Origin of the sequence: Edwardsiella piscicida (assembly GCF_021733145.1) — a bacterium.
GTDB lineage: Bacteria > Pseudomonadota > Gammaproteobacteria > Enterobacterales > Enterobacteriaceae > Edwardsiella > Edwardsiella piscicida.
In genome coordinates this window covers 39,375-58,229 of record NZ_CP090969.1, presented here as the reverse complement: position 1 = coordinate 58,229, position 18,855 = coordinate 39,375, and the positions used below count along the sequence as shown (strand labels likewise).

The window sequence follows — 18,855 nt, the reverse complement described above, 5'->3', positions numbered from 1 at the left end:
GAGCCTTGCCTTTGTGGGTTAAAAATTACTCTCCACACTACCACAAAGTTCAAACAAGTAAATACATTTTTTACAGTTTCGTCTAAGGTGGGCCAATTCCCATAACAAGGTGGGCTAATTCCCATAGTAAGGTGGGGTGTTTCCCATAGATAGGTGGGCCAATTCCCATAACAAGGTGGGCGGATTCCCAGAGATAACACTTATTTATGATTTTAAATCAATGAGTTATATAGCTCTAAAAGACTTTAAAAAGATAAAAAATCTATAAAATACCTTTTAAAAATATGCCTGTGGATATGTGCATATCATCGCTTACCAGCGCCGCTTCGCGGCTCGGTCAACCCCTCAGAACCGCGAAAACAAGTTTCGCAGTTCTTCACGGTTCATGTTTTAATCCAAGCATGGCGCCAGCACCTTCGCGGCACCATCGAGGCCCGCGCTGCTGCCGCACCGGGCCTCACCCTCAAATAAAATAAAGTTTATAAAAATCGTACTTGTATTGACCCCAGTTTATTCTGAGTATATCCTTTCTGTAACCAAAACTACGGAGGCGCCACAGATGGCTCAGAAAAACAGAATTTCAGAAACAGAATGGAAACAGCTGCTGCCGCAAATGGCTTCCTTTGCACACATCACAACAGATATTGGCTATTCCGTGCTTGTCAAAGGTGAGAAATCATCAGACGTAGCCACGCGAGTAGGCCGTTCCAAGCAAAACATTTCCAGCACCGTTAAGCGAATCTGGGATTTGTACCAGAACACCACTCTTAAAGCCGAGAACGGCGAACCATTAAAATTAGTTCAGGTCTGGATACCAGCAAGCCTTGCTGAAACTGTTTTAAAAGAAGCCGCGAAGTACAGCATTAATAACATCACGACCTCGGAAATGGAAAAAAAATAAAGTCCGAAAGGACTTTATTTTAAGACTACTAACGCGGCTTTATTACAGTGCTCGCCACCACAGTAAACCACTATCCCCGGTTTACCCCAGAGATTGATATGACACACCGGGCAGCTGTACTTTTCCCGGTTTGTTTTGTTCACCGGCGCTTCAGGCGGCGGGGTTACAAATCGCATGGCCTCTATGATCTCGTCGTCGAGTTCAACCGGGTCGCGCCCTTCCTCCACCTCCTGTTCGTGTTCGCTATCATCTTCCTCGTCGTCAATATAGCCTTTTCCTGTAGGGCTTAGCACAGCGCCAGGCTTAGGCTGGTAAGGCGGAAACCTGTCCATCCAGGAAAGCCGGAAATGGCCTGTCAGCAGTTCATCACAGGCCATATCGAAAGGGCCACCGGCAATAATATAATGGGTCATGCTCTGGCCCACTTTCCTGCCTCCCGGTTCGCCGGTATCAGAAGGCATTAGTCCTACCCGTTCCATCCGGGCCGCCCACTGTTTGTTGTGATAGCCACGGCGGCCAGGCTCGCCAAAATGGAATTGCCACTGATGAACCATCTCATGCACCAGTGTTGAAAGCGTGGCCTTTATGGTTCTGATCGAGAAATACACCGGATTCATAGCGATCTCGTCTACCGTGTACCCACTCTCACGGCCGACGAAACGCTTAAAGGAACAATAGCCATACGTTCGCTTCTCACGCTGCAACGTTATCAGGCATGGCGGCAGCTCGTTGCTGAATAGCTTCTCATTAAAAAAATCGTAGGCTCTCTGAAGTTCATCGTAGGTTTCGGGCGTAGGCAAATTCACTGTTAACCTCACATATATGTATTGTGCAATACACATAATTTAGCTGATCTTTTATACAGATGAAACGCCTTTTACCGAAAACCGCGAAACCGCGCCGAAACTCGTTTCGGCCGGTTGAGGGGTTGACCGGCCCGCGTGCGGCGCCGGTAATTATTTGATGGTTGCTGTTGGTATCGAGCGCCAGTCTGTCGTGTAATCAGGTGACAACATCTGACGGCGCATGGCAAAGGAGTTATCGATGCCCTGGCCTGCAAAAAACAGCTGGCTCTTGCCACGCCGGTTTATGCCATCGAGAACAGCCATTAACGCCTCGCTGCCAGCTGAAGGCGTAGCAGAGTCGAATAAATCCAGCTGGGCCTCCTTTCCGCTGAAATCGGCCAGCATGATCCCTGCTTTTGCATACGCAATATCTTCCCGCCAGATCCGCGCCAGCGCGGCTTGTGCCGCCTGAATTATCGTGCGGCTGTCCTGGGTTGCCACCGTCAGTTTTTCGGTTGCCTGATTGGCATACTGTGTATCACGCACTGAATAAGGACTGGTGCGGATAAAGACGCTTATGACGCGGCAGTATTGCCGCTCATTACGCAGTTTTTCAGCTGCGCGCGCTGCAAATCCGGTGATCGCCTGCTGCATATCCGCCAGGGCTACTACGCGTTGGCCGAATGAGCGCGATACAACAATCTGCTGCTTCGCCGGAGGGTTTTCTTCCAGGCTGAAGCAAGCCTCGCCGCGTAGCTCCCGTACCGTTCTTTCAAGCACAACACCAAACGTCTTACGGATTAGGCGCGTATCTGCCCTGGCTAAATCCAGCACCGTTTTGATCCCCATTGTGGCGAGTGCTTTCTCTGTACGATGGCCGACGCCCCAGACTTCCGCAACCGGCAGGATGCTCATTAATTTCTTCAGTCTGGCGCCATCGTCCAGAGCAACCACCCCGCCAGTAGCGGGCCATGTTTTTGCAGCGTGGTTACACAGCTTCGCCAGCGTCTTAGTACGGGCAATACCGACCCCGCATACCAGCGTTGTGTGTCGCCTGACTTCCTCGCGCAGTTGGCGCCCGAAAGCGTCAAGGCTCATGGCGGCCGTTATCCCTTTGCAGTCAACAAAAAGCTCGTCGATTGAATACTGTTCGACGTGGCTTGCAAGGGACTCAACTACGGCCGCGAACCGGGCCGACATGGAGGCATAGAGAGTGTAATTAGAGCTAAAAATAGCGATGTTATGACGCTCGATTATGGGTCTGACTTTGAAGTACGGATCGCCCATTTTCAGGCCCGCTTTCTTCGCCAGGTAATTACGGGCCACAATGTTGCCGTCATTGTTGGATAAAACGGCCACTGCTCGGTTTGCCAGATCTGGCCTAAATGCCTGCTCACAGCTGGCGTACATGCCATTGACATCAATCAGCGCAAACATACCGGATGCTCGATAAGGGAATGCGTAACCACTCCCCAGATTTCAACGCTCTCATTATCCGGGTCAATGTAGTACACAGGAAAATCTTTGTTCATCGGCATCAGGCAGGGTCTGGGCCTCAGCAGTAGCCGCTTCACGGTAAATTCATTATGGATGCAGGCGACTACGATTGAGCCGTGGCTGGCCGTCAGCGAGCGATCCACAACCAGTACGTCACCATCATGGATGCGGCCATCTTCCATTGACGAGCCAGAAACCCGCAGGAAGTAAGTTGCTGAAGGGTGACGAACACAATACTCATGCAGGTTTAACTCCTGCTTTTCATAGCCCTGGGCCGGGCTGGGGAACCCCGCAGAAATTCTTTGCAGATAAAAAGGGATGCTGTGTACCCGGCTGGCGCCGGAGCTTTCAAAAATATCGACCTTCATAGCGATCTTCCAAATCACTGTTTACTTATACAGTATCGCTGTTATGGTCAGGTTGGCAAGTTTTACAGGTACTCTACTATATGTAGTGCTGCTTCAGCTGCCAACGAACGCTATATATAGTGTTTGTTGGCTTTCTGCTTTCTCAGTGTCCCCTGTAACCGGCCGCGTGGCGGCGGGCTAGCAGGGAGGGGGGTGGCCTGTCGCTCCGGTCAGTCCCGCAGTTTCCGGCGATTTGCCCCCGGTGTCCGGTGGAGTCCGGCGAGGTCGCCTTCCATGCTCTGACGGGCATAAAATTAGGTAAATATAATCCGTACTTGTATTGACTTTAACGCCCCATTGTACGATAATTAAAAAGTGGCAGGTGATGTGCCTGCCGCTTAACCATCGCCGGTATCGGCTTAAAGAGGAAGTATCATGGAAACTATCGAAATCACCGCCCGCTACATTTCTGAAAACGCCCGCATGAACTTCATGCCTGCGGCATTTCGTGGCGCTTTCTTCAGCGCAGATCACTTCATTCAGTCCTTTCTGAATCGTTACGCTAAAGACTACCAGGGAGGGTATTGGGAATACCTTCAGGCCAGCAATGGCGCGTTTTTTATGGAAGCGCCCCAACCTCTTTGGCTCTCGTTACCTAACTATTTTGAAGGTGAATGCAGCGCGCGCGAAGTAGGGATTATTGTTTGTCTGTATGCCTACAGTTACTTTTGCGGGCTGGCATATGAAGAAGGCAAAGCCGAACTGAACGAAACGATGGCTAACCGGTATCACCTGTTGCGGGAGTACGTTAATACGCTGGAGAACGAAAGCCAGAATCGTATTTATCGTGCCATTGATTAACTGATAACCAGGCGGGCAAAGCCCGCCTTATCGTGACTGTCACGCTCAGGGGAAACTATGTTAGCGACACTTCAACACCCTACCGCCTGGCAATTGCCAGATCGGTTAATGCTTTTGGAACTGTTAATGTTCGATTACCGTAATTCCGATCAGGAGCGCTACGGCCAGCAAATCTATCACCACTATCGTAAACAGGGTAATCATCGCTGGGATACTTCTGTTCATCAGGATAGCGGCGGCCAATACGCGATTATTTTCCGGCACTCCTTCAGCAAAAAACAGGCTGATGGCGTTAAGCGAACGATGATCCGCGATGAAACCGTTATACGGGCAGGTACGGCGCAGGAGCTGACAGAAGCGACATTTCCCGACTTCCAGGATAGCGATATTCTGAAGGCGTCGGATTTCTTTAAGTCGCTTATCCAGCGCAAAGCGGCAGACGTAACACAAACCGATATTTGAGGATCAGCGATGCTGAACAAAACCGAAAACAACACCAACATTAGTAGTATCAACCCCTGTTCTACAGAGAGCCTAATAGCCGTGACGGGAAATGATGGAGAGACGCATATCATTCAGCGTGAGTTAATATCCCACTCTGTTGAAGGGCATGAAGCCACAATCATTCACCTTGTAACCGGGAAGTCGATAAGGGTTTCTTTGTCATCTGAAATTCTGGCAAAAAAACTAGGCATTACCGTGTCTGAATAACGGGTTTTGTTGCTTTGTTATAAGGTTTTATCCGTGTGTGGCAGAGTTCTAAAAAGGGAAACGTGAGAGATTATGAATACGATTAGCATAACGGAAATCGTGTTGAGTGTGCTTCTTGCGGGCGCTTTGGGGCCGGTTTTATTACGTCGAAAAAAAGGTCTGCTGTTACTGTTGTTGATTCTGGTCTGCACGATACTTTTGCTTCATGGTGTCACTACGATTTACTGATGTGGTCGAAAATCTTTAAAAGCGAACCCCCGGACGTCACCCCTCCGGGGCCGTTCTGCTGTGCTGCGCATCGAGCCGCTACGCGTCTCGCCCCGCTCACGCGGGCAGCTGCCACTGACGCCTCCGGCCTGCGGCCTCCGCGCTCCGCTTGGCAACCCCTTCCCCTGCTGCCGCTCATTTCCCCTTCAGCCTCCTATCATGATTCGTCTCCTGCATTATCCGTGGATTGTGCAGCTCAGTGGGGCGCTGGCCGTGACGGTGCGGTGTCCCCCGTAACCGGCCGCGCGGCGGCCGCTAACTCGCAGTACGGCGCCGCGACCCGCAGGCGGGCCGCCGTACCCGCGCGCAGGCGCGCGGCGCCCACTGCACCCCCGTGGGGGACGTGCGGCAGCTGCGTGGCGGCGGGCTGGGTTATGGCTTAGCAGGAAGGGGGTTGGCCTGTTGCTCCGGTCAGTCCCGCAGTTTCCGGCGATTTGCGGCCGGTGTCCGGTGGAGTCCGGCGCGGTCGCCTTCCATGCCCTGACGGGCATAAAAACATGTAAATAAATTCCGTACTTGTATTGACTTTAAAGGCGTAATCACCGATAATTAAATCATCGGGAGGCAACACCGCCACCCGAAAAATTGCCGGTATCGGCGCTTACAGGAGTCGTCATGCACTTTACTAACTTCCTTCAGCGTTACTTCGATATAGAGATTGAACATACCTTTGACCCTACCATTCAGGGCAGCAACGAAACGGGTAAAGACGTCACTAAAATCTGGATCTATGAGAAGGGCGAGGATAGCGAACCGCTGCTTACTCTGACAGAAGCATGGTGGTATACCGAGACAAAAACGGCTGGTAACTGGCTTATCGGCAACGTGTATTCAACGCTTGAGCATGGGCGTGAAATTCATGAAAGCGAATTTCGTAAACTGGTAACAGCTGGCAAGGTGATATCAGCATGAGTAAGGGGAATAAAATGCTTATTAATCGGATAGCGGTTATCGGGCTTGCAGTTGTCGCAGCCGCTACGCAGGCAGGTGTGCCGCCGGTTAAGTTTTTTTACCGGGATACAGTCCCGGTAAGCATTACGCTGGACGACCCGCAACGGGTTGCAGCATGGCCGGTGTGATTGTTCATCCAGTGGATCGGCCAGCGGCAAAAGTGGCGTGGTTTAGCGAGCGGATTTGCGGTAAAAAACGTTACCCGGTTAGCTTTATCAGTGATGAAATTAGCGCCCCGCATAACGTGATCCATAAAGGGGAAAAGTTTCACGTTACCCCGGCTCAGGTCAATCTCCTGGACGCGCAAAACCTCTAATTAAATCATCGGGTGGCAATACCGCCGCCCGAACAATCGCCGGTATCGGCAACCATCAAGGAGTTCACATGTATCACTATCTCGTTTTTGTCCCTCTCGCATTAATTTTTAGCGCCGCTGCGCTTGCCCTGCCCTGGTTTATCGTTCGTGCGGGATACAGGGATCTGGTGCAGATCACCTGCGCCTGCGTCTCTGTTCTGGGCCTGTGTGCGGCGACAGGGGTTTTCAGCTACTTCGATAATAAGCCGCTTGCGTTTCTGTACGGTTGCGGCGCGCTGGCGTGCTTTTTGTACGCGGTAGACTGCGCGATACCGTTGTATATGACGCGTAAAAAGCCACGTAAGCAGCTGTAAGAAAAAGGCGGGTAATCCCCGCCTTTTTATTGAGGCTGTCAGAAAGCGATTCAGGCACTCTATGAACGCTTTGCAAGATATAAATTTTGTATGCACATTCAGTACTTATATTGACTTTGAGGACATAATCACCGATAATTAAATCATCGGGAGGCAACACCGTCGCCCGCAAAATTGCCGGTATCGGCGCGCAAAGGAGTACATCATGGATTACCAGACCCGCTTAAATTCTGATATAACCAAAGAGATTGATTATCTGGCATCACTGCGTAAACAACGCATGGTGGCGGATCTGCGCACAGAGCTGGTTTACGGCTCCCTGGAGCGTCTGGCAGATATGATCTGCAACACCGTCACTGACTGGTCGCTTCCCTGCCCTGTTCTGCCGCTTTCTTCCGTACAGCAATGGCACAAAGCCCGCGAAATCGTCCTGGCAGATTATGAGGACTTCGGCCACGATGCCTGGGACTTTGCCCGCCACTATATGAAAACAGAGCTTAGCTTCGGTTATGCCTGCTACAAAGACGATATTGCCTGATGATTAACAACATGGGGGCTAACGCCCCCTGATAAACTGACCCTTTTAATGGCCTTACCGCCGATTTCAGATGGAACGAGAGATAAACAGCGGCAGACTCCGGGCGTTACCCCTTCGGGGCCGCTCTGCTGTGCTGCGCATCGAGCCGGTTCCCGTCTCGCCCGCTTACGCGGGCAGCGGGCTAACGCCTCCGGCCTTCGGCCTCCGCGCTCCGCTTGGCCTCCGGGCTTCGCCCTCCGCGCTGGCGCTTGGCGGCTGGCGTCAGCCGCCAGCCAGGTTCGCCGGTATCTCAGCTGCCCGGTCATAAAGCCGTTCCGTTGGCGTGGGTCGTTCCGCCTATGACCGCAGTGAAACCGGGCGCGGCAGGTTGTCAACAGACGCTTCGCTCAAGCTGTTGACAACCTGCCTTATTCGCCCGGTTACAGTGCGGCCGTCGGAAACGACACCCCGCCAACTTCTCTACAGGTGCTATATGACCTCTACCATCCTCGAAAACCTACCGCAAATCATCACCTCGCTGGCCGCTCTGATTACGGCCGTAACCGGCCTAATCAAAGTGCTACGCGACAAAGACAAGTAACAGCCATCGGGGCGGCTGTGCCGCCCTTGCAGCTGCTTGCCGGTGATCTCTCCAGTTTATGTTCTGACATTGTGCTAAATCCTGATGCCACACAGGGCGTTACCCCTTCGGGGCCGCTCTGCTGTGCTGCGCATCGAGCCGGTTCCCGTCTCGCCCCGCTTACGCGGGCAGCGGCCGCTAACGCCTCCGGCCTTCGGCCTCCGCGCTACGCTTGGCAGGCCACACCCTGCGCCGGACTCGCCCGGCCGCAAGCGGCCGCCCCGCCCCTTCGGGGTGCCAACGCCCTTCAGGCGTCGGCATCCTTTGCCAGTGCGCTATTGTGTTATCCGTGGATTGTGCAGCTCAGCGGGGCGCTGGCCGTGACGGTGCGGTGTCCCCCGTAACCGGCCGCGCGGCGGCCGCTAACTCGCAGTACGGCGCCGCGACCCGCAGGCGGGCCGCTGTACCCGCGCGCAGGCGCGCGGCGCCCACTGCGCGCACCCCCGTGGGGACGTGCGGCAGCTGCGTGGCGGCGGGCTGGGTTATGGCTTAGCAGGAAGGGGGTTGGCCTGTTGCTCCGGTCAGTCCCGCAGTTTCCGGCGATTTGCGGCCGGTGTCCGGTGGAGTCCGGCGCGGTCGCCTTCCATGCCCTGACGGGCATAAAAACATGTAAATAAATTCCGTACTTGTATTGACTTTAAAGGCGTAATCACCGATAATTAAATCATCGGGAGGCAATACCGCCGCCCGAAAAATTGCCGGTATCGGCGCTTTAAGGAGTACACCATGACTGATATTACGACCCCTTCTGTTTATGTTGGCACTTACCATAAATACAACTGCGGAAGCATTGCGGGAGCCTGGCTCGATCTGACCGATTTTGATAGCTCAGAGGAGTTTTACGAGCGCTGCCGCGAGTTACACGCAAATGAGGCTGATCCAGAATTTATGTTCCAGGATTGGGAGGGTATTCCGTCTGATATGGCGTCAGAGTGCCATATCAACTGGGATTTTATTAACGGCTTTAAACAAGCCCGCGAGGAAGGAAACGAAGCGGCGTTTGTGGCCTTTGTTGATCTGTTTAATAGCACTGATTTCGACCTGTTTAGAGATGCCTATATGGGCGAAGCTAAGGACGAAGAAACTTTTGCAGAGGAATACCTGAATGATAGCGGTCTACTGAATGAAATTCCTGAATCCGTAGCCCGATATTTTGACATCGTAGCCTATGCGCGGGATCTGTTTATTGGGGATTTCAGTTTACATGACGGACACGTATTTAACATGACTTGCTGAAACCTAGTCCCCCGCCACGCGGGGGATATTAAACACCGCTCTAATTAATCGCCGGTATCGGCAAACAGCCATCTGGGCGGCTGCGCCGCCCCTTTGCTGCTGCTTGCCGGTGATCTCTCCAGCTCATGTTCTGCCATTGCGCTAAATCCTGATGCCACACAGGGCGTTACCCCTTCGGGGCCGCTCTGCTGTGCTGCGCATCGAGCCGGTTCCCGTCTCGCCCCGCCCCTTCGGGGTGCCAACGCCCTTCAGGCGTCGGCATCCTTTGCCAGTGCGCTATTGTGTTATCCGTGGATTGTGCAGCTCAGCGGGGCGCTGGCCGTGACGGTGCGGTGTCCCCGTAACCGGCCGCGCGGCGGCCGCTAACTCGCAGTACGCGCGCCGCGACCCGCAGGCGGGCCGCTGTACCCGCGCGCAGGCGCGCGGCGCCCACTGCGCACCCCCGTGGGGGACGTGCGGCAGCTGCGTGGCGGCGGGCTGGGTTATGGCTTAGCAGGAAGGGGGTTGGCCTGTTGCTCCGGTCAGTCCCGCAGTTTCCGGCGATTTGCGGCCGGTGTCCGGTGGAGTCCGGCGCGGTCGCCTTCCATGCCCTGACGGGCATAAAAACATGTAAATAAATTCCGTACTTGTATTGACTTTAAAGGCGTAATCACCGATAATTAAATCATCGGGAGGCAATACCGCCACCCGAAAAATTGCCGGTATCGGATCACTAAGGAGTAAGCATGACCACTGTTACCACCCCTTCCCAGCTGAAAAAAGAAGTCGAATCTCAGAAAGAATTATTGCTGCGCGCCTGCCTCGAAGCGTTCAACCAGCTGCCTAATCAGCGCCTGCAAGGCGCTTTCACATCGACGTATGCACTGGCGGCAAAATTAGACCAGCTGCTGCAACAAACTAAATAGCACTGACGACCCGGCCAAGCCGGGTCTTTAACAGAAAGATCGAGGACAAACGACATGACCACACAAACCCTTGAGCAGACTCTTGAAGATTTTCGTCGCCAGTGTGAGAGTTTTGCGCGCGAACAGCAGCCCCGCTGCGGCCTGATTTATGAACTGTATCAGCGCCGCCTGAGCGCGGTTATTGACGGCTATCTTGCTGGCGTTCCGGCCGAGTATCGGGAAGAACTGATCGCGGTAGCGCGGCGTGAATTTGACTATCTGACCCAAGACGAGATCGCGGAAGAAATCCGGCAGGATCGGGAAAACGATTATTGCAGCCACGGTATTGAGCGTAATTGTTGCCCGCTGGGCTGCGGAGATCTAGACGATTACTGAGCCGCCGAAAGAAAAAAACCCGGATTGACCGGGCTTTTTTCTTTCCGCTGCGCGGCCGTTTCAGTTATTACTCCGCGCTGCTTTTGGCAATTTCTGTATAGCACAATACACTACACATTAAGCTCGTTTGCTTCGACGGCTAGCCAGCAGTTAAAGGTTTCGCTCTGCCGTTCGCCGCCGCAACCTCCCTCCGCTTTCAGCTTTCCGCAAGCCTGGCATTTCCCCAGCTGCGCCTTTTGCTCCTGCCACTGTTGCCAGTTTCGGATCAGCAGCAGTTGGAAAAACTCATTCGTGGAATAGGCTGTTCGTCCTGGACGACGAACCCGGCAAAGCTCCTGTAACATTGCTTCTTCCTGTTTTGTTAGCGTGACTGTCACGCTAGCGCCTTCCTCTTTGAGTCGCGCGCGGCGCCGGGCCTGGCGAATACGGGCTTGTTCACGCTGTCGGTCATTCATATTTTTCCTCCACGTGACTGTCACGTTGAATTAAACCGGGCATTACCCCTGCGGGGCCGTTCTGCCGTGCTGCGCATCGAGCCGCTACGCGTCTCGCCCCTTCGGGCGGCGGCCACTAATGCCTCCGGCCTGCGGCCTCCGCGCTTCGCTTGAAAAAAAACCGGGACATGCCCGGTTTACATTATCTCAGTAGAATTATGGCTATCGCGGCACCCACGGCGGCGCCCACAATAGTGCAGCCAGCTGTAATAAAAAGGATCTGACGGGTTAACGTCTCAGCTCTGGACGCCTGCGCGCGGCGGAACTTCGTCAGAAATTCCTCACGCGCCTTAGCATCATCACTAATTGCCAGGCTAATTGAACGCTGGTTTTCTACTAAAGTCCGTTTAAGAGAGTCTGCCGTCTCTCCTAAACTTTCGGTGTCTTTTGCCAGCTTTTCCGAAAGCGCAGAAAGTATCTCAGTCATTTCTTTCTGACTTGCGGTGATTTCCTTCGCGTCACCTAAAAACCAATCCATCAGAACTTCAAATTTATCTGGCTGCTTTTCCATTTTATTCTCCCATTAAAGCCGCATATGCTTTATCGAGATTAGCTTTAACAGGAATTGCCTGTTTCATGTAGGTATAACGGCGGGCCAGTTTTTTGCGCTCGTCAGCATCCGTTGTTTGTTTAGCGCGGGCTTTAAATTCTTCTGGATCTTCAGCGGTCAATGCTTCGAATGAGATACGGTGATACGCGAGATATTCGAAAACTTCACTGTTATAAATAACAGATTTCTTGCTGATTTTGCCAACTTTCGTTCGTTTGACAAATTCAAATACCGGCGCCAGTACATCCTCTACTTCACTATCTGGACTAATGCGGTTTGGAACAAAGATGATTTTATCGCTGCTTACACCTGCCTTACTTAACGTATGTGCTGTTTTCAGGCTTTCATCAATGGCCTTATTATCAGGCGTAACCGGGATTACATACTTATCAAATTCATTCGCGCCACTGTCAAAGCGGGACATTGCCATCAGGAACGCTTCTACGTTTGACGCACCAATATCAATAATCCCGGCATCTTCAAAAACAATATCTTCAATCAACCGTGAAAAGTCATCACCTTTAAAAATGGAAACATTCTCAATCCCCAGATCGGAAGCAGACTGGTTGATAGTTTCAACCGCATAGAATTTTGCTCCAGTCAGACGCGGGGCTAACAGGTAGGATGAAATTAAGGTTTTACCAACGCTGCCACTGTAATTAATTACCGCTACTTTCATAAATCACCTCAGAATTTTTTATTGAACATCTTAGGGTCGAAATCTTCACTGATTTTATTGAAGAACTCTTTATCAATAATGCCGGGACTTTCTTTTTTTTCACTTCCTTGCGGTTCAGGCTCAGGCGGCGTTTGTGTATTGTGCAATACACTTTCCTCTGCACCTTTCTCGCTACCTCCTTTTTGTGTATTGTGCAATACACTATCATCATTGTTCGGCATCCTTTCATGTGTATTGTGCATTCCATTTTTCCGGATTTGCCGCGCTCTATATAGGGACGTATCAAAGCTACGAACGTTCACACCTTCCAGGCCGAAGCGTTCAGAAACTGCCTTATAAATTTCCTCCCTGGAAACTCCCAGTGACAGCATTTCTTCTATTTCCGGCAACATCAACTGAAGTGCCGCCCTGATACTTTTGGGCTTCATAGTACCCTCATTTAGAATGATGTAATTTTGATGTAATTTTGATGTACTTTTGATGTACTTTTGTTGTACTGGCTACCTCATGACCAAAGAATGATGTAATTTTGTTGTACTGTCAACCTTCAAGTGATGTAATTTTGATGTAATTTTGATGTACTTTTGTTGTACTGGTATTCATGCAAGCATGAATACGGAATATTGAACGCTTTTTAGCCAGTTAGTCCTTAACCTACGTAGATCGCCCCTACCAAAAAAGATGATTTTTTATCCCTTAACCTGCTATACACCTAACGCAGCGCGATAAATCACGCTATCATACTGATTTAAAAGATAAAAAAATAAATAGCAACAATATTCGGTAATAATTAGGTATTAAAAACACCCAATAACTCATTGTTTTATAATGAGTTTGCTTTATTACTTTGGTAATACTAAGATTTCAGCTTGTTAGATCCCAATTTTTTGTTTAAAAAATGCACAATGTGAGGACTGAATGCCAATAATAACCGCAAAAGTATCAGATGAACTTTTGGCCTATATAGACCTGGTTTCAGGAGGTAATCGGTCAGATTATCTGCGGCGCTGCATTGAAGCTGGCCCAGGTGATCGGGAGTCCGGGTTGAAAATAGTTGCCGACCGGCTGAGCGACGTAAATCGCAAACTGGATTATCTTTTTGACCGTGCTTCAGATGCGGATTTTGGCCCACTGCGCGATGAGCTGAAGGCAATAACCGAAACGCTATCTGGCGTAAAATTCCCACCGGCAGGACAGATGATGTTGCATGAATCACTCGCTATTGAAACGCTAATCCTCCTGCGCTCGATAGCAGAACCGGGCAAAACCAAAGCGGCAAAAGCAGAGGTTGAACGTAACGGCTACAAAGTCTGGGAACCAAAAAAGGAGCGCTGAAATGGACGATAGAGAAAGAGGCTTAGCATTTTTATTTGCAATTACTTTGCCTCCAGTGATGGTATGGTTTCTAGTTGCAAAATTTACCTACGGTATTGATCCATCCACGGCTAAATACCTGATTCCGTATCTGGTTAAGAATACTTTTTCGCTATGGCCTTTATGGTCAGCTTTAATTGCTGGCTGGTTTATTGGTGTTGGCGGTCTGATCGCTTTTATCATTTATGATAAATCACGCGTGTTTAAAGGCGAAAGATTCAAAAAGATTTATCGTGGTACAGAGCTTGTTCGCGCCAGAACACTCGCTGATAAAACACGCGAAAGAGGTGTCAACCAGTTAACCGTGGCTAATATCCCCATACCTACATACGCTGAGAACTTGCATTTTTCGATTGCCGGTACAACCGGTACTGGTAAAACCACAATTTTCAATGAACTGTTATTTAAGAGCATCATTAGAGGCGGCAAAAATATTGCTTTAGATCCAAATGGGGGCTTCTTAAAGAATTTCTATCGTCCCGGCGATGTTATTTTAAACGCCTATGATAAACGCACTGAAGGCTGGGTGTTTTTCAATGAAATTCGCCGTTCATATGATTACGAGCGCTTAGTGAACTCTATTGTTCAGGAAAGCCCTGATATGGCTACTGAAGAATGGTTCGGCTATGGCCGTCTTATTTTTAGTGAAGTTTCGAAAAAACTTCACAGCCTATATAGCACAGTAACTATGGAAGAAGTTATTCACTGGGCCTGTAACGTTGACCAGAAAAAATTAAAAGAATTTTTAATGGGGACGCCTGCCGAAGCTATTTTTTCCGGGTCTGAAAAAGCAGTTGGAAGCGCGCGATTTGTTCTCAGTAAGAATCTTGCCCCACATTTGAAAATGCCGGAAGGTAATTTTTCCCTGCGTGACTGGCTTGATGATGGAAAGCCGGGAACCCTGTTTATCACCTGGCAGGAAGAAATGAAAAGGTCACTTAATCCGCTAATTTCCTGCTGGCTGGATTCGATTTTTTCTATCGTGCTGGGTATGGGTGAAAAAGAAAGCCGCATTAATGTATTTATTGACGAGCTGGAATCACTCCAGTTTCTGCCAAACCTCAACGATGCACTGACCAAAGGGCGTAAAAGCGGTCTGTGTGTTTATGCTGGCTATCAAACCTATTCTCAGCTGGTTAAGGTTTATGGTCGGGATATGGCTCAGACAATTCTGGCTAACATGCGTTCTAACATCGTGCTGGGCGGCAGCCGTCTCGGTGATGAAACGTTGGATCAAATGTCGCGCTCACTCGGTGAGATAGAAGGCGAAGTTGAGCGTAAAGAATCCGATCCTCAGAAGCCCTGGATTGTCCGTAAACGCCGCGACGTTAAAGTTGTTCGTGCCGTAACGCCTACCGAAATATCAATGTTGCCAAACCTCACCGGCTATCTGGCGTTGCCTGGTGATATGCCCGTCGCTAAGTTCAAGGCTAAACACGTTAAATACCATCGCAAAAACCCTGTTCCTGGCATTGAACTGAGGGAGATCTGATGCTTGATATAACCACGATTACCCGCCAGAACGTCACTAGCGTTGTGGGCTACTACTCTGATGCAAAGGATGATTACTACAGTAAGGATTCATCATTCACGTCCTGGCAGGGAACCGGAGCTGAAGCCCTCGGCTTATCCGGGGACGTTGAATCAGCCCGGTTTAAAGAGCTGCTTGTCGGAGAGATAGATACCTTCACGCATATGCAGCGACACGTGGGTGATGCCAAAAAAGAGCGTCTGGGCTACGACCTGACGTTTTCAGCGCCTAAAGGGGTATCCATGCAGGCGCTGATACACGGCGATAAAACCATTATCGAGGCTCATGAAAAAGCTGTTGCCGCTGCTGTGCGTGAAGCTGAAAAACTCGCGCAGGCCCGGACGACTCGCCAGGGGAAATCAGTAACCCAGAATACCAATAACCTTGTCGTCGCTACTTTTCGCCACGAAACGTCCAGGGCGCTAGATCCTGATTTGCACACCCACGCTTTTGTCATGAACATGACCCAGCGCGAGGACGGCCAGTGGCGCGCGCTCAAAAATGATGAGCTGATGCGTAACAAAATGCACCTGGGCGATGTTTACAAACAGGAGCTGGCGCTGGAGTTGACCAAAGCCGGTTATGAGCTGCGTTACAACAGCAAAAATAACACGTTCGATATGGCCCATTTTTCAGACGAACAGATTCGCGCTTTTTCCCGCCGGTCGGAGCAAATTGAAAAGGGACTCGCTGCAATGGGCCTGACGCGGGAAACCGCCGATGCTCAGACGAAAAGCCGCGTCTCGATGGCGACGCGTGAAAAGAAAACAGAGCATTCCCGTGAAGAAATTCACCAGGAATGGGCCAGCCGCGCCAAAACGCTAGGCATTGATTTTGATAACCGTGAATGGCAGGGACACGGTAAACCTCTGGAGGCTGATATTGCGCGCAACATGGCCCCGGATTTTACCAGCCCTGAGGTTAAAGCTGACCGGGCTATCCAGTTTGCAGTTAAGTCGCTGTCAGAGCGCGATGCCAGCTTTGAACGCCAGAAGCTGATTCAGATCGCTAATAAGCAGGTGCTGGGCCATGCCACAATGGCCGATGTTGAAAAAGCGTACCTGAAGGCGGTACAGAAGGGCGCCATCATCGAGGGCGAAGCCCGGTATCAATCAACGCTGAAGGTCGGTGCTTCAGTTATGGCCGAAACTCTGACGCGCAAAGAGTGGATCGACTCGCTGACGAATAGCGGGATGCGTGCGGATAAAGCCCGTTTTGCGGTAGATGATGGTATTAAAAACGGCAGGCTTAAAAAGACCAGCCACCGCGTCACTACCGTGGAGGGTATTCGCCTTGAGCGTTCCATTCTGACTATCGAATCACGCGGCCGGGGGCAGATGCCGCGACAGCTGACCGCAGAGATTGCAGGCCAGCTGCTCGCCGGGAAAACCCTCAAGAATGAGCAGATGCGCGCAGTTACAGAAATTGTGACGAGCAAAGATCGTTTTGTGGCCGCACATGGTTACGCCGGTACCGGTAAAAGCTATATGACGATGGCCGCTAAAGAGCTGCTGGAGTCACAAGGGCTGAAGGTCACGGCGCTGGCCCCCTATGGGACACAGAAAAAAGCGCTTGAAGATGATGGATTACCGGCCCGCACCGTTGCCGCCTTCCTCAAAGCGAAGGATAAAAAGCTGGATGAAAAATCAGTCGTATTCATTGATGAAGCCGGGGTTATACCCGCCCGGCAGATGAAACAGCTGATGGAGGTGATCGAGAAGCATAACGCTCGCGCGGTATTCCTGGGGGATACGTCACAGACGAAAGCGGTAGAAGCCGGTAAGCCTTTTGAGCAGCTGATTAAAGCAGGTATGCAGACCAGCTACATGAAAGACATTCAGCGACAGAAGAATGAAGTTTTGCTTGAGGCGGTTAAGTATGCCGCTGAAGGTAATGCCGCGCGCGCCCTGAAAAATATCACCGGCGTGAACGAACTGAAGGAAGAAGCGCCCCGACTCGCTCAACTTGCCGATCGCTACCTGTCTCTGTCCTCAGAACAACAGGATGCCACCCTGATAATCTCTGGTACGAACGCCTCACGCAAAACCCTCAATGACTACATCCGGGGCAATCTGGGGCTTGCCGGAACCGGCGAAACGTTCACGCTACTTGACCGCGTGGATTCGACACAGGCGGAACGCCGCGACAGCCGTTATTTCAGTAAAGGGCAAATCATTATCCCCGAACAGGATTACAAAAATGGTATGAAGCGGGGCGAGTCTTACCAGGTTCTTGATACCGGGCCGGGCAACAAATTGACGGTTGAAAGCAGCAGCGGTGAGCAGATCGCTTTCAGCCCGCGTACACACACCAAGCTGTCTGTATACCAGGCAGTCAGCGCCGAACTGGCGCCGGGCGATAAGGTCATGGTAACGCGTAACGATAAAACGCTGGACGTTGCCAACGGCGACCGCTTCACGGTGAAAACCGTGGAGGGTGAAAAACTGACGCTTGAGGACAAAAAAGGGCGCACGGTTGAGCTGGACAAAAAACAGGCTTCTTATCTTTCCTATGCTTATGCAACCACCGTCCACAAATCCCAGGGGCTTACCTGTGATCGCGTGTTGTTCAACATAGATACCAAATCGCTTACCACTTCTAAGGACGTTTTTTATGTTGGTATTTCGCGTGCGCGTCATGAGGTGGAAATTTTTACCGACGATAAAAAATCTTTGGCATCGAGCGTGAGCCGCGACAGCCCGAAAACCACGGCCGCAGAAATTGACCGTTTCTTTGGGCTTGAGGCCAGGTTTAAGGATATTGGCCGCGATACCAGTTTAGAAACCCGATCAGCTGAAAAAGGTCTGCCAGAAGCCACGGGGGAAAGCATGGCGTTTAACCAGAAACCCGATGAACATAACATGACAACCGGCACTGATTATCAGCCGGTGAGCAACGCAGAGGACGCCTTTCATCTTAAGCAGAACCCTATGGATGATTCCGTTGGCCTGCGGCGTCATGAAGCACAGCAAAATGATGCAGAACTGGCCCATGATTATGCTGCTGCCGACGATCAGCAGTGGAGCGCGCAGGAGTATGCCGATTACGAGCATTATGCCGAAGCATCAGACTACGACTTTGACAGCAGCATTTACGACGATTACGCCATGCCGCAGACGTCTCAGGCGGAACAGAGCCATACCGGAAAAGAACACACCCATGAGCATGAGCATGAAGAAGGGGGCCATGAAATCTGATGGAGCAGACCGACAAGCGCAAGCAGGATAAACTGAAGTTCGACCGGGTAATTAATCTGGCGCGCAGACTGCCGCAACCGGCGATCCATGACTTACTACGCGCGCTGATACTGCCAATTCAGGCCGATTACTTGCTGGCCGTTGGCACGGAGGGCCAGGACGCGCGCCCGGACATGAACGAGCGCGAGTTCTTCTTCACAAAAATCATCTGGGCGATGGATTACACGCACATGAAATCACTCAGGCTTGCAGCTGAAGATTTTCCCCTGGCGCTTGCGACGGCCAAGATCCTGCCGTGGCCGTGGGGTGAATCAAGCTACCGGAGTGCTTTAGCCGATATAGGGGTTCGAGGTTCAATCGTGTAAAAA

The 18,855-nt window shown here is 51.2% G+C and carries 22 protein-coding genes; 15 read left to right on the top strand and 7 right to left on the bottom strand.

All coding sequences use genetic code 11. The features are described 5' to 3' along the window. Positions 1–559: 559 nt before the first annotated feature. The gene (gene ardK, locus L1P05_RS17510) at positions 560–901 is read left to right on the top strand and encodes an antirestriction protein ArdAB regulator ArdK (RefSeq protein ID WP_000057569.1); all 342 of its coding nucleotides are present in this window, start codon (positions 560–562) and stop codon (positions 899–901) included. Between the two features lie 14 nt (positions 902–915). On the opposite strand, the gene L1P05_RS17505 is transcribed toward ardK, so the two are convergent. The 3 genes from L1P05_RS17505 to mucA form a co-directional block, all read right to left on the bottom strand. Continuing rightward, positions 916–1,707 carry a SprT-like domain-containing protein gene (locus L1P05_RS17505; RefSeq protein WP_001452808.1) on the bottom strand — a complete coding sequence of 264 codons (792 nt, stop codon included), beginning with the start codon at positions 1,705–1,707 and terminating at the stop codon, positions 916–918. A gap of 150 nt (positions 1,708–1,857) precedes the next feature. Next, a complete protein-coding gene (mucB, locus tag L1P05_RS17500; RefSeq protein ID WP_001749980.1) occupies positions 1,858–3,123 on the bottom strand; it encodes a translesion error-prone DNA polymerase V subunit MucB in 1,266 nt (421 codons plus the stop codon). Beyond that, positions 3,111–3,551: a translesion error-prone DNA polymerase V autoproteolytic subunit MucA gene (gene mucA, locus L1P05_RS17495; protein WP_000861760.1), complete on the bottom strand. Its 441-nt coding sequence runs from the start codon at positions 3,549–3,551 to the stop codon at positions 3,111–3,113. The genes mucB and mucA overlap by 13 nt, the downstream gene beginning before the upstream one ends. 414 nt (positions 3,552–3,965) lie before the next feature. Between mucA and ardB the strand changes: the two genes are divergently transcribed. The 10 genes from ardB (at position 3,966) to ccgAII (ending at position 10,662) form a co-directional block, all read left to right on the top strand. Further along, a complete protein-coding gene (gene ardB / locus L1P05_RS17490) occupies positions 3,966–4,391 on the top strand; it encodes an antirestriction protein ArdB (RefSeq protein WP_000447669.1) in 426 nt (141 codons plus the stop codon). A 57-nt stretch (positions 4,392–4,448) separates the two neighbouring features. Then, positions 4,449–4,853 carry an antirestriction protein ArdAB regulator ArdR gene (ardR, locus tag L1P05_RS17485; protein WP_000881513.1) on the top strand — a complete coding sequence of 135 codons (405 nt, stop codon included), beginning with the start codon at positions 4,449–4,451 and terminating at the stop codon, positions 4,851–4,853. A 9-nt stretch (positions 4,854–4,862) separates the two neighbouring features. Then, positions 4,863–5,102: a hypothetical protein gene (locus L1P05_RS17480; protein ID WP_000932975.1), complete on the top strand. Its 240-nt coding sequence runs from the start codon at positions 4,863–4,865 to the stop codon at positions 5,100–5,102. 882 nt (positions 5,103–5,984) lie between these two features. Then, entirely contained in the window at positions 5,985–6,281 is a 297-nt protein-coding gene (ccgD, locus tag L1P05_RS17475) for a protein CcgD (RefSeq protein ID WP_000545925.1), read from the top strand. Between the two features lie 154 nt (positions 6,282–6,435). Then, complete coding sequence (locus L1P05_RS17470; protein ID WP_020319888.1) at positions 6,436–6,636, top strand: hypothetical protein; 201 nt, start codon at positions 6,436–6,438, stop codon at positions 6,634–6,636. Positions 6,637–6,704: 68 nt separating this feature from the next. Further along, a complete protein-coding gene (ccgC, locus tag L1P05_RS17465; RefSeq protein WP_001750002.1) occupies positions 6,705–6,989 on the top strand; it encodes a protein CcgC in 285 nt (94 codons plus the stop codon). A gap of 205 nt (positions 6,990–7,194) precedes the next feature. Continuing rightward, positions 7,195–7,527, top strand: a complete 333-nt coding sequence (locus L1P05_RS17460) for a hypothetical protein (RefSeq protein ID WP_012561126.1) — start codon at positions 7,195–7,197, stop codon at positions 7,525–7,527. 1,345 nt (positions 7,528–8,872) lie between these two features. Further along, on the top strand, positions 8,873–9,382 hold the full coding sequence (locus tag L1P05_RS17455) for an antirestriction protein ArdA (protein ID WP_000129958.1): 510 nt from the start codon (positions 8,873–8,875) through the stop codon (positions 9,380–9,382). A 725-nt stretch (positions 9,383–10,107) separates the two neighbouring features. Next, the gene (gene ccgAI / locus L1P05_RS17450; protein WP_000214483.1) at positions 10,108–10,287 is read left to right on the top strand and encodes a protein CcgAI; all 180 of its coding nucleotides are present in this window, start codon (positions 10,108–10,110) and stop codon (positions 10,285–10,287) included. 54 nt (positions 10,288–10,341) lie between these two features. Next, a complete protein-coding gene (ccgAII, locus tag L1P05_RS17445) occupies positions 10,342–10,662 on the top strand; it encodes a protein CcgAII (RefSeq protein ID WP_001749971.1) in 321 nt (106 codons plus the stop codon). Between the two features lie 110 nt (positions 10,663–10,772). Here the strand turns inward: ccgAII and L1P05_RS17440 are convergent, their stop codons facing one another. The 4 genes from L1P05_RS17440 to stbA form a co-directional block, all read right to left on the bottom strand. Beyond that, positions 10,773–11,117, bottom strand: coding sequence for a hypothetical protein (locus tag L1P05_RS17440; protein ID WP_000999874.1), 345 nt, complete (start codon positions 11,115–11,117; stop codon positions 10,773–10,775). Positions 11,118–11,298: 181 nt separating this feature from the next. Further along, positions 11,299–11,667: a plasmid stabilization protein StbC gene (stbC, locus tag L1P05_RS17435; RefSeq protein WP_000414913.1), complete on the bottom strand. Its 369-nt coding sequence runs from the start codon at positions 11,665–11,667 to the stop codon at positions 11,299–11,301. Position 11,668: 1 nt separating this feature from the next. Further along, positions 11,669–12,385, bottom strand: a complete 717-nt coding sequence (gene stbB / locus L1P05_RS17430; protein WP_001749973.1) for a StbB family protein — start codon at positions 12,383–12,385, stop codon at positions 11,669–11,671. 8 nt (positions 12,386–12,393) lie between these two features. Further along, the gene (gene stbA, locus L1P05_RS17425) at positions 12,394–12,813 is read right to left on the bottom strand and encodes a plasmid stabilization protein StbA (RefSeq protein WP_001749974.1); all 420 of its coding nucleotides are present in this window, start codon (positions 12,811–12,813) and stop codon (positions 12,394–12,396) included. 490 nt (positions 12,814–13,303) lie between these two features. Here stbA and L1P05_RS17420 point away from each other — a divergent pair, with 490 nt between their 5' ends. From L1P05_RS17420 to L1P05_RS17405, 4 genes are read left to right on the top strand one after another with little or no spacing between them, the layout of a single operon-like run. Then, complete coding sequence (locus tag L1P05_RS17420) at positions 13,304–13,720, top strand: hypothetical protein (protein WP_001749975.1); 417 nt, start codon at positions 13,304–13,306, stop codon at positions 13,718–13,720. A 1-nt stretch (position 13,721) separates the two neighbouring features. Continuing rightward, on the top strand, positions 13,722–15,251 hold the full coding sequence (locus L1P05_RS17415) for a type IV secretion system DNA-binding domain-containing protein (RefSeq protein WP_000342688.1): 1,530 nt from the start codon (positions 13,722–13,724) through the stop codon (positions 15,249–15,251). Beyond that, positions 15,251–18,487, top strand: a complete 3,237-nt coding sequence (mobF, locus tag L1P05_RS17410; protein ID WP_012561166.1) for a MobF family relaxase — start codon at positions 15,251–15,253, stop codon at positions 18,485–18,487. The genes L1P05_RS17415 and mobF overlap by 1 nt, the downstream gene beginning before the upstream one ends. Beyond that, complete coding sequence (locus L1P05_RS17405) at positions 18,487–18,852, top strand: DUF6710 family protein (protein ID WP_012561167.1); 366 nt, start codon at positions 18,487–18,489, stop codon at positions 18,850–18,852. Before mobF ends, L1P05_RS17405 begins: the two co-directional genes overlap by 1 nt. Positions 18,853–18,855: the final 3 nt, after the last annotated feature.